The sequence below is a fragment of the Allochromatium warmingii genome, from assembly GCF_900107145.1.
In the GTDB taxonomy this organism is placed as follows: domain Bacteria; phylum Pseudomonadota; class Gammaproteobacteria; order Chromatiales; family Chromatiaceae; genus Thermochromatium; species Thermochromatium warmingii.
Genome location: NZ_FNOW01000012.1, coordinates 44,114 through 59,617, shown reverse-complemented (window position 1 = coordinate 59,617; position 15,504 = coordinate 44,114). Strand labels below are relative to the sequence as shown.

Below are 15,504 nucleotides of genomic sequence, written 5' to 3'. Positions count from 1 at the left end.
CTACGACAACACATCCGGCAACGCTTTCCCTGGATTCAAAATCCCCGCCGGATCAAACTGCGCCTTGATCGCGTGCATCAGCCGCACCGCGACAGGATCAAGTTCGCGCCCAACGAATGCCCGTTTCGCCACGCCGACCCCGTGTTCACCCGAGAGCGTGCCGCCCAGCCGCAACACCAGCGTAAACACCGCTTCGAGACAGGTTGCCGCCCGCGTGACCGCATCGGGATCATCGGGGTCGATCAACAGATTGACATGGATATTGCCGTTTCCGGCATGACCAAAGTTGACAATCCGAATCCCGCTGTCACGCGCCAACTGCTCCAGTGCCTCGATCAACTCGCCCATGCGCGAGACCGGCACCACCACATCTTCGTTGATCTTTTTCGGCGCGACATGCCGCAATGCGGGCGATAAGGCTTTGCGCGTTTTCCACAGCGCCGCAACCTCCGCCGCCGTTTCCGCCAAGCGCAGTTCTAACAAGCCCGCCACCTGCGCCGCCGCGCCAACCGCTCGCTGCGCATCCTGAATACAGGCCGCCGGGCCATCGACTTCGATCATCAGCACCGCGCCCGCGCCCGCTGGTACATCTAATCCGGCATAGCGGCTGACCATCTCCAGCGCGGTGCTGTCCATGATTTCCAGCGCACAGGGCGTCACCGGCTGCGCCATGATCGCCGACACCGCCCGCGCTGCCGCGTGAATATCGGCATAGGTGGCGCGGAGCGTGCGCTTGGCTTCGGGGAGTGGGGTGAGCTTGAGCGTCGCTTCGGTAATCAGCGCCAGCGTGCCTTCCGAGCCGATGAGCAGCCGCGTCAGGTCATAGCCGACAACGCCTTTGGTCGTCAACACGCCGGTCTGAAACCAGTCGCCCGCGCCGCTGATCGCGCTCAGACCGAGTGTGTTATCACGCGGCGTACCATATTTGACCGCACGCGGCCCGGCTGAGTTATAGGCGAGATTGCCGCCGATGGTGCAGACAGCGGCGCTGGTCGGATCGGGTGCCCAGAAAAATCCCGCCTCAGCGACCGCCTGTTGCAGCCGCGCATTGGTGACACCCGGCTGGACACGGGCCAGTCGATCTCCGGGTGTGATCGCTAAAATTTGATCCATGCGCTCAAATGAGAGCACGATGCCGCCGCTTTCGGGGACGGTCGCGCCTGTGGTGCCAGTGCCTAGACCGCGTGCGATCAGCGGCACGCCGTAACGCACACAGAACTGCACCAGCGCCTGAAGCTGCGTCACATCGCGGGCGAATACCACCGCTTGCGGCAGTGCCTGTCGGCGACTGTTGTCGTATCCATAGGGCCAGCAATCGGCGGGATCGGTAAGTAGAGCATCCGCGCCCACAAGTCGCGCTAGATCGGCGCGGAGTCCAGCCGTGAGTTCAGGCATAGCGGTTCCAGATGATTGAGACAGGATTAACAGGATGTTTCAGAATTAACAGGATTTTTATTAAAGATTGATAAATTAAAAATAATCCTGTCAATCCTGAATAATCTTGTTAATCCTGTCTCAATCTTCAATACGCTGACATACATCACAGCATAAACGCCTGCCGAATCCATTCAATCCGATCTTGACCATCAATCGCCACCACATCAAAACGACAGGCCAACGCAGTTGGATGCTGCTGTAAATACTGCTGCGCGGCCTGAATTAACCGCTGCTGTTTACGTGCATCAACCGTCGCCGCTGCCGTGCCAAACTGCGCCGAGCGCCGGTAGCGCACTTCAACAAACACCAGCGTCTGCGCATCGCGCATCACTAAATCAATTTCGCCGCCGCGACAGCGGTAATTGCGTGCAAGCGGCGTTAAACCGCGCTCAATTAAAAACGCCTCGGCGAGCCGTTCTTTTGCCGCGCCAATCGCCGCCGAATTCGGTCGCGGGCGACGGCGCGATGATGGCGTGCTCAAGGTTTGGCTGCGGTGCGCGTATCCTCGACCAGACGCGGGCCGCTTGCGGTAAAGCGTCCGAGCGCCAGTTGCCGCGTGACGCGCCCGAGCGGATCGAGCGCCAAACCGCCGGTCAAGCCCGGAAAATACGCTCCAGGATACTGCGCCAGCGTTGGTAACTGCGGTGTCAAGCGATAAGCATCAATCCCCATCGCATAGAGTCGCGCCAACGGCCCGGCGGCGCTCGCCGTCTCGCCCATCACCGTGCGCCGTGCCAGCGGCCCCGCGCCGCCCAGATCGAGCATCCAGGGAATATCGACAAAATACAGCCCAATCAACGCTTGATCGGTGCGTGGATCAAAGCGCCCCGAATACACATGCGAGGTTGCCATCACGATCAACGGTTGTTTCGCCGCTGATTGAATTTGTGGATGCAGCGCCCGCGCCATCTCCGTTGTCGCTACCAAGAACAATAAATCCGCATCGCGATTGGCCAGCAGCCGTTTGATCGTCTGACCGGCACGCTTGGCAGCACTGGGATTAAACGCCGCTTGACCGGCCACCGTCCCGCCTTGCGCTCGCCACTGCGCAGCAAAGGCACTGGCTAAACGCGGCCCCCAAGCATCACTCGGATGCAGAATCAACGCCCGTTTTGCGCCAAGTGCCAGCCCTTTGTTCGCCGCTTCGATGGCCTCGTTTTCTGGCGCAAGTGCGAATTGGAACAGATTGGCGGCGCTGCCTTCATTTTGGCTCGATTCATTGAGCGCCAGCGTCGGCACCGGCGATGCGCCCGCACTGAGCAGCCGTTCGACGGCAGGTTTTTCGAGCGGCCCAATGATCGCCTGTGCGCCACGCTCAACCGCCGCCGTTTGTAGCGCCCGAACTTGACGATCATGGGTGCTATCAACGAAATTCAGCTTCGCCCGTTGTGTGCTCGGTGTGGCGCGGCTCGCCGCTTCAAGACCATCGCGCACGGCTTTTGCCGCAACCGCAAACCGTCCACGATTGGGCAGCAGTACCGTGACCGGCTGGCCGCTCACATCGCCCACGCCGCTGTAAGCACGCGCCAGTTCCGGTAAGGCCGGATGATTGCGATGTTGTGTGCGCCAGCGTTGATAGCTTTGCTCCAAGCGCGTCGGATCGGCGGCATCACGGCGCATTAGCTGCGCCAGTTCTGCCCAGCCCGCGAGTGTCCCTTTTCCATCTTTTGTCAGATCGCTGAGATCCGCTGCATTCATCAGGGCTAAGGTCGCCACCAGCGCAACCTGATGCGCGAGGCGTTCCGCTGCGTCGAGGTGTGCGTCTAGCTCAATGAGCGCGGCAGCCGCTGCCGCCGGATTGTTCGCTAATCGCTGTGTGGCAGCGAGTAAGCCAAGCCGCTGAATCGTGAATGATTTGGGTAAACTTAACGGCAGGCTTTGGAGTTCAGTCAGCGCCGTTTTCGGTTCATGTGCCGCCAGCGCCAGTTCCGCTTTCAGTAGTCGCACCCGTTCGAGCTGACCCTTGACCAGTTCGGCTGTTTTCAGATCGGCAAGTGCTTGACGGGCAGCAGCCACCTGACCAACGCGCCGATAGGCGTGTGCCGCTTTTAGATGTAGTTCCGCTTTGGCTGGCGCTGTGGCGCGTTCGGCTAGTTCCAGATAGTGCTTGGCTGCCGTCGCCGTTTGACCTTGCGTTTCGAGCGCCGCAACGCGCTCTAACTCGGCTCGCGGTACGCTCGTTAAGAAACTGGCAGCGTCTTGTATCGGCTGCACGGCGCAGCCAGATAGCCATGCGGCAAGCAGCCAGATACCGAGCCACTGTGGAGCGAAAAAAGCCTGACGATCAACGCGATTCTTGGGCATGATTCCGTATCCGTATGTCTTGAGACTGAATGGATCGTCGTACAGCGCACGAGCCGAGGGCCGAAGATGATGCAACACCAGACCGGGGTACTATACGTAGTCGCTACACCAATCGGCAATCTTGGCGATCTCAGCCCGCGCGCCCGTCAAGTGCTCGCCGAGGTCGCGGCGATTGCGGCGGAAGATACCCGCGATACGCGCCGCTTACTAGCGCAGTATGGGATCACGTCGGAGTTGATCGCTTATCACGATCATAATGAAGCGACGATGACGCCGCAGATTTTGGAACGGTTGGTCGCTGGGCAGAGTTTGGCGTTGGTTTCAGATGCCGGAACGCCCTTGATTAGCGATCCGGGTTATACATTGGTTGCCGCAGCGCGGGCGCAGGGATTGCCGGTGGTGCCGATTCCCGGGGCCAGTGCGGCGATCTGTGCCTTGTCAGCGTCGGGGTTGCCGAGTGATCGGTTTTTGTTTTTGGGCTTTCCGCCCCGAACTTCAGTCCGCCGCCGGACGTGGTTGGCAGCGGTGGCGAGTGAGCCGGGGACGTTGATTTTGTATGAAAGTGCAAAACGGGTGTTGGAGACGCTGCACGATCTGTCCGTTGTTCTCGGTGAGACGCGCCGGTTGGTGATTGCGCGTGAATTGACGAAGCAGTTTGAGACGTTTTTATTGGGCACGGCCAGTGAGTTGATTGCGCGTCTCGAATCTGATCCCGAGCAGCGTCTCGGTGAGATGGTGTTGTTGGTTGAAGGGTGTTCGGCTTCTGAGTCAGATGCCGCGCACGCTGAGTCGATACGTGTGTTGCGTTTGTTGTGTGAGGCGATGCCGTTGAGTCAGGCCGCTGCGCTTGGGGCGCGGTTGACCGGCACGAAGAAAAATGTGTTGTATCGCTTGGGGTTGGAATTGGGATTGGCCGCTGAAAACGCGGAATAACGCTGAAAATAAAAAAACACTAAAAAACCGTAAAAATAGGCGCTCAAATTACCGCTGTCGTCATCCGTTGGCGCTGGTATGTTGTTGAACTGGTACTATTTTGTTGATCTGCATTCTTACACTTTTGGAGCAATTTTTGCCATGCGATACCTTCACCACCGCGTTATTTGGCTCGTTATTGGTCTGTTGTGCGCCGCAAGTGCGCTGGCCGCTGATCTCGATCTCAGTCCAGAAGAGGCGCTCGCGAAAGCGCAAGCCGGTGAGATTCGCTTGATCGACATCCGCACGCCACCAGAATGGCGTCAAACCGGCGTCGCGCCGACCGCCCAGCGGCTCGATATGACCGATCCTAAGTTTGTCGAACAGCTATTGAACGCGCTTAATGGCGATAAGGCCGCGCCTATCGCGTTGATTTGCCGTACCGGAAGTCGCAGTGGTTATGCGCAAAAACAGCTCCAAAAACTGGGCTTTACGCAGGTCTACAATATCCCCGAAGGTATGATCGGCAACCCCACCGGCCCGGGCTGGATTCGGCGCGGTTTACCCGTCGATGCCTGCACAAATTGTTAATCTATTTCATCGGATCATTTGCACTATGCGTCCCTCTGCACCGCTATTCACCGCACTGTTGATCGTCAGCGCCGCAACCCCTGCGCTGGCCGCTAATCCACAGGTCGCGCTTGATGTCAGCATCGGCGGTCAACCCGCTGGCACAATTACGCTCGAATTGTTCGCCGACGTGGTGCCCAAAACCGCCGAAAACTTCCGTGTTCTGTGTAATGGCGAGCGCGGTGACGGGTTGACGTATGCCGGCAGTCCGTTTCATCGCATCATCCCAGGCTTCATGATTCAGGGCGGCGACTTCACTAACGGTAATGGCACCGGCGGTAAGTCGATTTATGGCGCAACCTTCCCTGACGAAAACTTCCGCCTCAAACACACCACCGCTGGTCTGTTGTCGATGGCTAATGCTGGCCCGAACACCAACGGTTCACAGTTTTTCATCACCGTTGACGCAACCCCCTGGCTCGATGGCCGTCATGTCGTGTTTGGCCGGGTTGTAGACGGAATGCCGGTCGTGCGGGCGATGGAGCAGCAAGGTAGCCCCGAAGGGGATACCCAACAACCCGTAAAACTTGAAGCCTGCCGTCAGCGTTAAACCACACTTTCAGTCTTCGGCGCTGGCGCGATTTAGATGAGCCGCCAGCGCATCATTTTCCACACAACGCTGCAAATTTTTCGCTGCATTTAACGCGCACCTAAATAACCACTGCGTCGCAATTCCTCGACTGTCTCGCGCGTCGTGTTCGCTAACGCCTCCAGCATTGCATCAGTCAATGCGCTTTCACCACTGCGCACTTGCCGTTCTAAGGTTTCCGCTAACGCCGCTAACGTCTCCGCACCAATGTTGCCCGCGCCGCCCTTGAGTGAGTGTAAAATGCGGGCGCATTCAGATGAATCACCGCGCGCCGCCTGTTGTCTGCACGCCTGTAACTGCCGCTCAAATTGCTGGACAAATGTATGATTGATTTCAAAGAAATCCGCTTCTCCCAGTGCTTCAAGCAAGCCATCAAGCACATCACGATTTAGATAATTCATTCCTCGCTCCTCGCGTTATTCGTAACAGATGGTCAAGATAGCGAGAATAAATGATTTCCACAATAACAAACACGCTCTAGCATCTGATCGCATAACCAATCAGCGGCATATCGACCCACCTTTTCGAGCCTTCAGCTCGCGCTCTAACGCCGTCGCCTATTGCTGCTAAACCCTGCGCGTCGTGCTTGAACGAACCGGAGACGGCCTGTGATCCGCGTTATGATTGTCGAAGATGATCCAGCCACTGGCTTATTGCTACGCAAGCTGGTTAAACGTGTTTGGCCGCAAGCGGTCATCACGCTCGATATTGATCCAGTCGCTGCGCTTGAACGCTGGCAACAATTCGGCGCGGATTTAGTCTTGCTTGATTGGGAGCTACCCGGTTTAAGCGGCTTAGATATTCTCAAAGCTATTCGCCGCTCAGAAGCCAAAACTATTTGCGCCATGATTACCAGTCATTCTGATCGTGGCGAAATTCTCGCAGCGCGTTCGCATCGCATCGACGCCTATATCGTCAAGCCATTTGATGCAAAACAGGTCATGGAACGTCTGCAACAAATTATGGCGCTCGAATCAACGGATGACAACCAAGATGAATACGCGATTCCGCTATTTGAAGATTTCATGGAAGATTGTATTAAACGCGGCTTGTTAGGGTTGCCAATCACACCAGAATTAGTCGTCGGCATTAAAAATGTGCGCGAGATGGGCGAACATGAACGCATGAAATTATTGCGTCAATGTCAAGTCGAGTCAGCACTGATGTTTCGGATGCTCCATCTAGCCAATAGTAGCCGCTATATTGACGGCCCAGGTGTAGTCGAAACCTTTGACGGCGCAATTCGTAAGCTCGGCTTAGAAGCCTTTATCAATCTAGCAGTCGAAATTTCTTGGCACCCGGGCAGTCATATTCAGCACGAATATTTAGTGCAAAAATATTTTGAAATCAAACGTGATGTCATGTCATTAATTGGCATTCTGGCAAAATTGCGCGAACACGTTGAATTTCAAATCGACCGCTGTCGCGCTGCCTGCGTGCTTTATCCCATCGCAAAATTATCACTGTTACAAATCATGCAAGCTTGGGTTGATAGCGGCGAAATCCTCGACGAAGCTGTCTGTGATGATGTACTCGATCATGCCGTTGAACGGGTCAATGAACGCTTACATGCGCAATGGCTCATTCCCAATGTCATCCGCGAACGCACCGCCGCCCTTGATTATTTGCCCGCCGGTACCGTGCGCAAAGAACCCGTCATTATTCGGATTGCTGGATTACTCCATGCCGGTGATCCACAGCAAGAATTACCGCGCTTGATGGCCCGTTTTGGGCTAGGTAGCCAGATCGACGCGAATTAAACTCGGAGTGCTCGACTTGAACGCACGTCATCATGTCCTTCGTTTTTTACAGCATCAAGCTACCGCTTGGATTGTTCTGCTGTTGTCATTTGTGATTACCGCACTAGCTTGGCAAATTTCCGATACTGCAATCCGCGCTCGCGCCAGTGAACGCTTTCACTTCCAAACCGCTGATATTGCTTCAGCCATTGAACGCCGACTCATGGCCTATGCGACCGCTTTGCGCGGGGGTGTCGGTTTATTCGATGCTGCTGGTGAGGTTTCGCGGACGCAATGGCAGATCTATGTTGAATCACTGCAATTACTAAAAAATTTCCCCGGCATTCAAGGGTTAGGTTTTGCGCGTATGATTGCGCCTCAAGATCTAGCAACCCATATTGCACAGATTCGCGCTGAAGGCTTTCCCGATTACCACATTAAACCCAACACACCACGCGATCAATATAGCTCAATCGTTTATTTAGAACCCTTCGATTGGCGTAATCAACGCGCATTTGGTTACGATATGTATTCTGAGCCGGTACGCCGCCGTGCAATGGAGTTAGCGCGTGATTCTGGTGCGCCCGCTATTTCTGGGCGCGTCAAACTGGTGCAAGAAACCGAACAAGATATTCAATATGGTTTTTTGATGTATATTCCAGTTTATCGTCAGAATATGCCAATTACAACCATTGCCGAACGCCGCGCCGCCTTATTAGGGTTTGTTTACAGTCCATTTCGTGCCAACGATTTTATGAATGGCATTCTTGGCTCTAATCAAGATGCTATTCATTTAGAACTCTATGATGGCAGCGCCCCCGGCATTGACGGTTTTTTATTCAGCAATTTCCCCGAAACGGCACTCAGCGCCCTGCAGCCGCCCGAAGCTGATGGCTTTGATGCGCTGGTAACAATTGAACTGTTCCAGCATCGCTGGACATTATCAGTGCGTGCCAGCGGTCACTATTTATCTGAAACCGAAAAAGCGCAACCGTTATTTGTGGCGCTTGGCGGTTTAATGATTGACTTATTTTTGTTTTTAGTTATTGAATCGATTGGCCGTCAAAAACGCCGCGCTGAACAGCGATCCCAGCGTTTAAGTGAGCAATTAGCTGATAGTGAATTACGCTACAGCGCATTGTTTGAAAGTGCCAAAGCTGTAATGCTTATTGCCGATCCGCAAACAGGTGCAATTCTTGACGCCAATCCTGCCGCACAGCGTTTTTATGGCTACGACGCCGAACAATTGCGCCACATGCGGGTATTTGATATCGACCAATCGACGCCGGTTGAGTTATTAGCAGATATGCGTGCTGTCTTAGAAGGACGTTGTGAGCATCGCTTTTTTACACATTGCTTGGCTAACGGCGAAATGCGTCAGGTCGAAGTTTATTCAGGTGCCTTTAAATACGATGGCCAACCGGCGCTGTACTCCATTGTTCATGATGTCACCGAACGCCAGCGCATTGAAGCGGCCTTAATTGAAAGTGAACGTCGTTATAGCTATGTCTCTGCTGCAACGGGTGAAGGAATTTGGGACTGGAATTTAAAAACTAATCAAGTCAATCATAATTCGCGTTGGTCAGAAATTCTCGGTATTAGTGATTTACAACCTGATCATACGGTTGAATATTTTATCCAGCTTTTGCACGAAGATGACCGCGATTCAGTGATGACAGCTATTAGTGCCGCACTCACTCAAGAAACGCCTTATATTCATCAACATCGAATGTGCTGTCCCGATGGTAAAATTATTTGGGTTTTAGATCGCGGGCGCGTCGTTGAGCGTGATGCAAACGGCCAACCGCAGCGTATGGTTGGCAGTTTAATTGACATGACTGAGCGTGTTGAGCGTGAACAAGCATTCCAGATTGAGCGCCAACGATTACAAAATGTAATTGAAGGCACCCGCGCTGGAACCTGGGAATGGGATGTGGTCAGCGGAGAAATTTTTGTCAATACGCGCTGGGCGGATATGATTGGTTATCAGCTCGACGAATTGACGCCTATTACCTTTGAAAAATGGAAAAAACTGCTCCATCCGAGCGATAGCCTGCAAATTCAACATTTGCTCGAACAATATTTCGCCGGTCATCAACCGCACTTTGAATGTGAAATTCGTTTGCGCCATAAATTAGGAGGGCATTGGGTGTGGGTAATGTCGCGTGGAACTATTACGCGATTTTTGCCGAATGGTCAACCGGCGCTCATGTCAGGTACCCATTTAGACATCAGTGCTCGCAAAGAAGCTGAAGAGCGATTACGTCAAACTGAATCATTATTACATTCCTCGATTGATACCATCCGCGAAGGTTTTGTAATTTACGATAGTCAAGATCGGTTAATTTATTGCAATAAAGAATTTCGGGCGCTATACCGTCTCACCGCAGAATGTGTTGCCTCGAATCCGACATTTGAAGAAATTTTGCGCTACGGTTTGCAGCAAGGATTACATCGGCAAGCGCGAGGACGTGAAGAAGCCTGGATTGCCGAGCGCGTCGCCGAACATCAGCAGGGCAGCGGCGAATATGTCCGCGAATTTGATGATGGACGTTGGATTAAAAGTATCGAGCGCCGCACCTCAACTGGTCATACAGTTGGTTTTCGTGTTGATGTCACTGAATTTTATCGCGCCAAAGAAGCGGCAGAAGCAGCCAATGTTGCAAAGAGCCGTTTTTTAGCAACAATGAGCCATGAAATTCGCACGCCGATGAATGGCATTTTGGGCATGGCGCAATTGTTACTAATTCCAAATCTCACAGAGCACGAGCGTCTTGATTACGCGCAGACAATTTTAACTTCTGGTCAGGGGTTACTTAAACTCCTCAATGATATTCTCGATTATTCCAAAATTGAAGCTGGTAAATTGCAGCTTGAAAACACCGTTTTTCAACCAGCACGGTTAATTCAAGATATTCAAGCTCTATTTGCTGAATCAGCACGAACCAAAAATCTACAATTAACGGCGCAGTGGTTAAGTGATCCAGCGCGAGCGTATCAAGCTGACGCCTATCGCGTGCGGCAAATGCTCGCTAATTTAGTTGGCAATGCGATTAAATTTACTGAACACGGTCAGGTACGTATTGAAGCACGCGAGGGCGAACCGCAAGATGATGGCGTGATGCTAGAATTTGCTGTGTCCGATAGCGGTATCGGCATTACAGATGTGCAACAAGCGCGATTATTTCAGCCATTCTCACAAGCTGACGATTCAATTACGCGCCAACATGGCGGAACTGGATTAGGCTTATCAATTGTGCGCGAATTAGCGCGACTGATGGGCGGTGAAGCGGGTGTAACCAGTACTCCGGGGCAGGGGTCATGTTTTTGGTTTCGGGTACGCGCTGAAAGTTTAATATCAAATTCAGCAACCCATACGGCAATCGTCAATCCAGTTGATCGTCGCGCCCGTCCAATTCAACCTTCACTGACTGGGCGCGTATTAGTTGTTGAAGACAATTTAGCGAATCGCGCAATTATGAAAGCATTATTAGGCAAACTTGGATTAACCGTTACGACAGTCGAAGATGGTCAGCAGTGTGTTGATTTAATTGAAGGCGGCGTTCGCCCTGATTTAATTTTGATGGATTGTCAAATGCCAGTCATGGACGGATATGCAGCAACAGCACAGTTACGTCAATGGGAAGCCGCAACAGAACAGAGCGAACGGTTGCCGATTATTGCGCTAACGGCAGAAGCATTTGAAGAAGATCGTCAGCGTTGTTTAGCCGCTGGGATGGATGACTTTCTCGCCAAACCTGTGATGGTTGAGGATTTAAAAGCCATGTTACAGCGGTGGCTGCGTGGGAATCTCAATGAAAATTGAGTTAATTCAAAGGACTATTTTTTTCTGCTGCAAATTTTATTCAATCAATGAATGTTCAAAATCATGCCCCTAACCGAATGCCCCGAATGCGGACTACTGCAACGCCACCCGCCGCCCCCGCCCAGCGGTCAAATTGAATGCAGTCGCTGTGGCGCAGTGCTCCATCGTGACCGACCCGACAGCCTCAATCGCACCCTCGCCCTCACGCTCGCTGGTTTGCTGCTCTTCAGCATCGCCAACAGCTTTCCGTTTATCGCCTTCAATCTACACGGCAACATCACACACACAACGCTGCTCACCGGCGTCATCAATCTTTACTCTTCCGGTCAATGGGGGATCGCAGCCGTAGTGCTGTTTACCAGCGTGCTCGCCCCCGGGTTGCAACTCATCTTGCTGCTCACCGTACTCATTCCGCTGGCGTTCGACCGTATGCCGTGCTGGTTGCCGAAGCTGTTTCGCTTGGTGCGCACCCTAGCCCCTTGGGGCATGATGGACGTGTTCATGCTCGGCATCCTTGTCTCCGTGGTCAAACTCGCGGATATGGCCAGCATCGTGCCCGGCGCATCGCTGTTTGCCTTTGCCGTGCTCATTTTTGTGTTGGCTGCCGCACACGCTGCGCTCGATCCTGATTTAGTCTGGTCGCGTGTACCCATGCCTAGGCTGCACCGCGCTACCGTGCGCTCAGGAGACGCGCATCTGACCTGTGATCGCTGTGAATTGGTGATCCCGCTCATCGCTGTGCGGCATTTGGGTACGCACCGCCATTGTCCACGTTGTGACAGCACTTTGCACCGCCGCAAACCCGATAGCCTGCAACGCACTTGGGCACTGCTGTTGGCCGCGATCCTCTGCTATATCCCGTCAAATTTGCTGCCGATTATGACCCTCACCTCGTTCGGGCGCACCCAATCGGATACTATTCTAAGCGGCGTTAGTTTTTTGCTAACGCATGGCATGTGGCCATTGGCGCTCATTGTATTTATTGCCAGCGTGGTTGTTCCATTGCTCAAAATTTTATTTTTAATTCTCTTACTGCTTTCCGTTCAATTCCGCTGGAATCAGTGGCATCCACGCGAACGCACTTGGCTCTATCGTCTGATTGAAACCGCTGGACGTTGGTCAATGGTTGATGTCTATGTTGTCACGATTTTAGTGGCACTGGTGCAAGTTGGTCATATTGCGCATGTAGAAGCTGAAGCCGGTGCCGTCTTTTTTTGTGCCGTGGTGGTTTTAACCATGCTTGCCGCCTTCGCATTTGATCCGCGCTTAATCTGGGATCGCTATCATGGACAGTGATTTAATTCCTGAAGCGCGGGTCAAATCACGCAGCCGTCTATCGCTGGTATGGTTGATTCCGCTGATTGCGTTAATAATTGGTATCTGGTTAGCGATAAAAACTTGGAATGAGCAAGGGCCAGTTGTCACAATTGAATTTAAAAGCGCCGCCGGATTAGTGGCTGGACAAACACGCATTAAATTCAAAGATGTCGAAGTCGGACAAGTCAAAACGGTTAATTTTAGCGATGATCTAAAAACCGTCATCGTCAGCGCCGAATTGCAACGCACCTTTGCCGAATTTCTCACCGAACATACGCGCTTTTGGGTTGAGCGCCCGCGAGTGACCTTAAGCGGTATTTCGGGACTTGATACGCTGGTTTCAGGTGCCTATATCGCGCTTGATCCAGGTGAAGAAGGACGGGCGCGGCGTCATTTCACCGGATTAGAACAGCCGCCACTGATTAAAACTGCTGAAGCTGGTCGCCGCGTGCGCTTGCATGCACCAACCCTCGGTTCATTTAATATCGGCTCGCCAGTTTATTATCGCCGGATTCAAGTTGGTCAGGTGGTTGGCTATCATCTGGAACCGGATGGTAAAGCGGTTATTATTGAAGCCTTTATTAACGCGCCACATGATGCGCTGGTCACACCTGATACGCGCTTTTGGAATGTCAGTGGTGTCGATATATCGCTATCGACTGCTGGCGTACAGCTTGATACGCCGTCGCTGCTTGCCATGTTAATTGGTGGCATTGCTTTTAGCACACCGGATACGATTGATTCTGGTCAAGATCATGCGCCCTATCCAGATGTTTTTCCGCTCTATCGCAATCGTGAAGCGGCTTTAGCCAAAACCTATGCTCGCAAAGAACGGTATTTGCTGATTTTTGAAGGGGCGGCGCGTGGTTTAGCCAGTGGTGCGCCGGTGCGATTAAAAGGCATTGATATTGGGCGCGTGCTCGATATTCAATTACAACTCGATGCTGAAACCCTTGCATTTCGGATTCCGGTGTTAATTGAAGTCGAGCCAGAGCGCGTGACATTGCGCGGTTCGGTATCAGCAACAGAGCGCCAGCAATTAGTTGGACGACTGGTAAAAAATGGCTTGCGGGCGCAACTCAAGCTCGATAGCGTGGTAAGTGGTGCGCTCTATGTTGATTTAGATGTCGAAGCCAATGCGCCGCCCGGTGAATTGAGTCAATATGGTGAATATACGGTCATTCCGACTCGCGCCGGTTCACTGGAGGCGATGACGACACAATTAGCCAATGTCTTGGCAAAACTCGACGCCTTGCCGATTGAGAAAATTGGGCGCGATTTAAGTCAAGCAGCAGCGGGTGTGAATGGGTTAATCAACGCACCGGAATTACAGAGCGCATTAGATGAATTTGCGACAACACTGGCGCAAGTGCGGGCGACAACAACCCAGTTTAATCAAACGCTGACACCGGAATTAGGTAACATGCTCCGTGAAAGCACGGCGACATTAGAACGGGCGCGGGCGCTGTTATCCGACCGTTCGCCGTTATATGTCGAAACTCAGCGCACGCTACAAGAAGTTGGGCAAGCGGCGCGTTCATTGCGTCAATTGGCGGATTATTTGGAGCGGCATCCCGAAGCATTGTTACAGGGTAAAGGCAATCGGCGTTGAGCACCGCAATACAGCGATTAACAATTAACAATTAACAATTAGACAGGATTAACAAGATGATAATGATTAACAGGATTTTCAAAATATTTTAAAAAAATCCTGTTAATCTTGAGTAATCTTGTTAATCCTGTCTAATCTTTTTTATTCACGGCGCATCTCTATGACCCAATTATTTTTGAACTGGCGATGGTTAATTATAACACTGTGTATTAGCGTGATTAGTTGCGCCAGCACCCCGCCCGCGAATTTTTATACGCTCGCGCCAATCACAGCATTGGAACAAAAAACTCACGATGCGCCGCCGTCTGCTGATTCAGCATTAGCAATTGGCTTGGGGCCGGTGAGTTTTCCGCTGTTTCTCGACCGCCCGCAAATTGTTTCGCGCACCTCGGCAAATCAATTAGCCGTGAATGAATTAGAGCGTTGGGGCGGGACGCTGCAAGATGAATTCTTGCGGGTGTGGAGTGAAAATCTGGCGCAATTAACAGGTTCAAGCCGGATAGTTATTTTGCCGAGTGAGCTACGCTATCCGCTTGATGTGCGATTAAGTGCTGAAATTCTCGCATTTGAGGGCACGCCCGACGGTCAGGCGGTGTTGCGGGTGCGGTGGTCGTTGCTGGAGCCTAATTTAGAACAGGTGCGGGTGGCCCGTGAGAGCCGTTATCAGCGCCCAGTTGCTGCGCCCGGAGACACCCGGGCACTGCTCACGGCGCTCAGTTGGACGTTGGCCGATTTCAGCCGCGAAGTCGCTGAAACCCTTAAACACACCCCGTCGGTTTCGGCAGACCTCCCCATTTACAGATAAGCTTCATCGGGCCTTTTTTGAAAATATCATAGAGGTCTTTAGTCGAGACCTTGTGTTTTTTGGCAAAAATGCGAATTGGCGGCACCACGCCATCTTCTTCATACATAGCGCGGGCTTCGCGAATAAAGTGCATCACCTGTTCGGTCATTTCAAATTCATCGCTTTTAGCCAATTCAATCGCGATGCTTTCGCTCCAATCATCGCGGTTGAGCAAAAAGCCTTCATTATCTAATGGGACACTGATCGTTGCGCTCATCAATCTGATCTCCGGCACAGTTGGTGAATAGGATCGAAAATCCGTGTTAGCAAGATGGTGACACGGAATACTTTATC

At 52.6% G+C, this 15,504-nt stretch carries 13 protein-coding genes; 8 read left to right on the top strand and 5 right to left on the bottom strand.

The features are described 5' to 3' along the window. The 3 genes from BLW10_RS05555 to BLW10_RS05545 all read right to left on the bottom strand — a co-directional run bounded on the left by BLW10_RS05555 (position 1) and on the right by BLW10_RS05545 (position 3,741). On the bottom strand, positions 1–1,395 hold the full coding sequence (locus BLW10_RS05555) for an FAD-binding oxidoreductase (RefSeq protein ID WP_091332895.1): 1,395 nt from the start codon (positions 1,393–1,395) through the stop codon (positions 1–3). 145 nt (positions 1,396–1,540) lie between these two features. Next, entirely contained in the window at positions 1,541–1,918 is a 378-nt protein-coding gene (locus BLW10_RS05550) for a YraN family protein (protein ID WP_091332893.1), read from the bottom strand. Next, complete coding sequence (locus BLW10_RS05545) at positions 1,915–3,741, bottom strand: penicillin-binding protein activator (protein WP_091332891.1); 1,827 nt, start codon at positions 3,739–3,741, stop codon at positions 1,915–1,917. The genes BLW10_RS05550 and BLW10_RS05545 overlap by 4 nt, the downstream gene beginning before the upstream one ends. 69 nt (positions 3,742–3,810) lie before the next feature. Between BLW10_RS05545 and rsmI the strand changes: the two genes are divergently transcribed. From rsmI to BLW10_RS05530, 3 genes are all read left to right on the top strand, one after another. Next, positions 3,811–4,674, top strand: a complete 864-nt coding sequence (gene rsmI, locus BLW10_RS05540; protein WP_091332929.1) for a 16S rRNA (cytidine(1402)-2'-O)-methyltransferase — start codon at positions 3,811–3,813, stop codon at positions 4,672–4,674. 141 nt (positions 4,675–4,815) lie between these two features. Then, entirely contained in the window at positions 4,816–5,244 is a 429-nt protein-coding gene (locus tag BLW10_RS05535) for a rhodanese-like domain-containing protein (RefSeq protein ID WP_091332927.1), read from the top strand. Positions 5,245–5,269: 25 nt separating this feature from the next. Then, the gene (locus BLW10_RS05530) at positions 5,270–5,833 is read left to right on the top strand and encodes a peptidylprolyl isomerase (protein ID WP_091332890.1); all 564 of its coding nucleotides are present in this window, start codon (positions 5,270–5,272) and stop codon (positions 5,831–5,833) included. A gap of 89 nt (positions 5,834–5,922) precedes the next feature. Here BLW10_RS05530 and BLW10_RS05525 read toward each other — a convergent pair whose 3' ends face one another. Beyond that, the gene (locus BLW10_RS05525; protein ID WP_091332888.1) at positions 5,923–6,273 is read right to left on the bottom strand and encodes an Hpt domain-containing protein; all 351 of its coding nucleotides are present in this window, start codon (positions 6,271–6,273) and stop codon (positions 5,923–5,925) included. Positions 6,274–6,492: 219 nt separating this feature from the next. Between BLW10_RS05525 and BLW10_RS05520 the strand changes: the two genes are divergently transcribed. The 5 genes from BLW10_RS05520 (at position 6,493) to BLW10_RS05500 (ending at position 15,171) form a co-directional block, all read left to right on the top strand. Beyond that, complete coding sequence (locus BLW10_RS05520) at positions 6,493–7,632, top strand: response regulator (protein ID WP_245709105.1); 1,140 nt, start codon at positions 6,493–6,495, stop codon at positions 7,630–7,632. A 16-nt stretch (positions 7,633–7,648) separates the two neighbouring features. Next, positions 7,649–11,437, top strand: coding sequence for a CHASE domain-containing protein (locus BLW10_RS05515; RefSeq protein WP_143117019.1), 3,789 nt, complete (start codon positions 7,649–7,651; stop codon positions 11,435–11,437). Positions 11,438–11,500: 63 nt separating this feature from the next. Further along, complete coding sequence (locus tag BLW10_RS05510; RefSeq protein WP_091332924.1) at positions 11,501–12,733, top strand: paraquat-inducible protein A; 1,233 nt, start codon at positions 11,501–11,503, stop codon at positions 12,731–12,733. Next, positions 12,723–14,366: a PqiB family protein gene (locus BLW10_RS05505; protein WP_091332883.1), complete on the top strand. Its 1,644-nt coding sequence runs from the start codon at positions 12,723–12,725 to the stop codon at positions 14,364–14,366. The genes BLW10_RS05510 and BLW10_RS05505 overlap by 11 nt, the downstream gene beginning before the upstream one ends. Positions 14,367–14,526: 160 nt before the next feature. Further along, positions 14,527–15,171 (top strand): PqiC family protein, encoded by a 645-nt coding sequence (locus BLW10_RS05500; protein ID WP_091332881.1) that lies wholly within the window; start codon positions 14,527–14,529, stop codon positions 15,169–15,171. Here BLW10_RS05500 and BLW10_RS05495 read toward each other — a convergent pair. Next, complete coding sequence (locus tag BLW10_RS05495) at positions 15,125–15,427, bottom strand: TusE/DsrC/DsvC family sulfur relay protein (protein WP_091332879.1); 303 nt, start codon at positions 15,425–15,427, stop codon at positions 15,125–15,127. The genes BLW10_RS05500 and BLW10_RS05495 overlap by 47 nt on opposite strands. Positions 15,428–15,504: the final 77 nt, after the last annotated feature.

What these genes read in the sequence shown, in the direction of transcription:
- BLW10_RS05510 (WP_091332924.1), top strand. Translation starts at nt 11,501, where the DNA reads ATGCCCCTAACCGAATGCCCCGAATGCGGACTACTGCAACGCCACCCG.
- BLW10_RS05495 (WP_091332879.1), bottom strand. Translation starts at nt 15,427, where the DNA reads ATGAGCGCAACGATCAGTGTCCCATTAGATAATGAAGGCTTTTTGCTC.
- BLW10_RS05505 (WP_091332883.1), top strand. Translation starts at nt 12,723, where the DNA reads ATGGACAGTGATTTAATTCCTGAAGCGCGGGTCAAATCACGCAGCCGT.
- BLW10_RS05545 (WP_091332891.1), bottom strand. Translation starts at nt 3,741, where the DNA reads ATGCCCAAGAATCGCGTTGATCGTCAGGCTTTTTTCGCTCCACAGTGG.
- rsmI (WP_091332929.1), top strand. Translation starts at nt 3,811, where the DNA reads ATGCAACACCAGACCGGGGTACTATACGTAGTCGCTACACCAATCGGC.
- BLW10_RS05555 (WP_091332895.1), bottom strand. Translation starts at nt 1,395, where the DNA reads ATGCCTGAACTCACGGCTGGACTCCGCGCCGATCTAGCGCGACTTGTG.
- BLW10_RS05525 (WP_091332888.1), bottom strand. Translation starts at nt 6,273, where the DNA reads ATGAATTATCTAAATCGTGATGTGCTTGATGGCTTGCTTGAAGCACTG.
- BLW10_RS05520 (WP_245709105.1), top strand. Translation starts at nt 6,493, where the DNA reads ATGATTGTCGAAGATGATCCAGCCACTGGCTTATTGCTACGCAAGCTG.
- BLW10_RS05500 (WP_091332881.1), top strand. Translation starts at nt 14,527, where the DNA reads ATGACCCAATTATTTTTGAACTGGCGATGGTTAATTATAACACTGTGT.
- BLW10_RS05530 (WP_091332890.1), top strand. Translation starts at nt 5,270, where the DNA reads ATGCGTCCCTCTGCACCGCTATTCACCGCACTGTTGATCGTCAGCGCC.
- BLW10_RS05535 (WP_091332927.1), top strand. Translation starts at nt 4,816, where the DNA reads ATGCGATACCTTCACCACCGCGTTATTTGGCTCGTTATTGGTCTGTTG.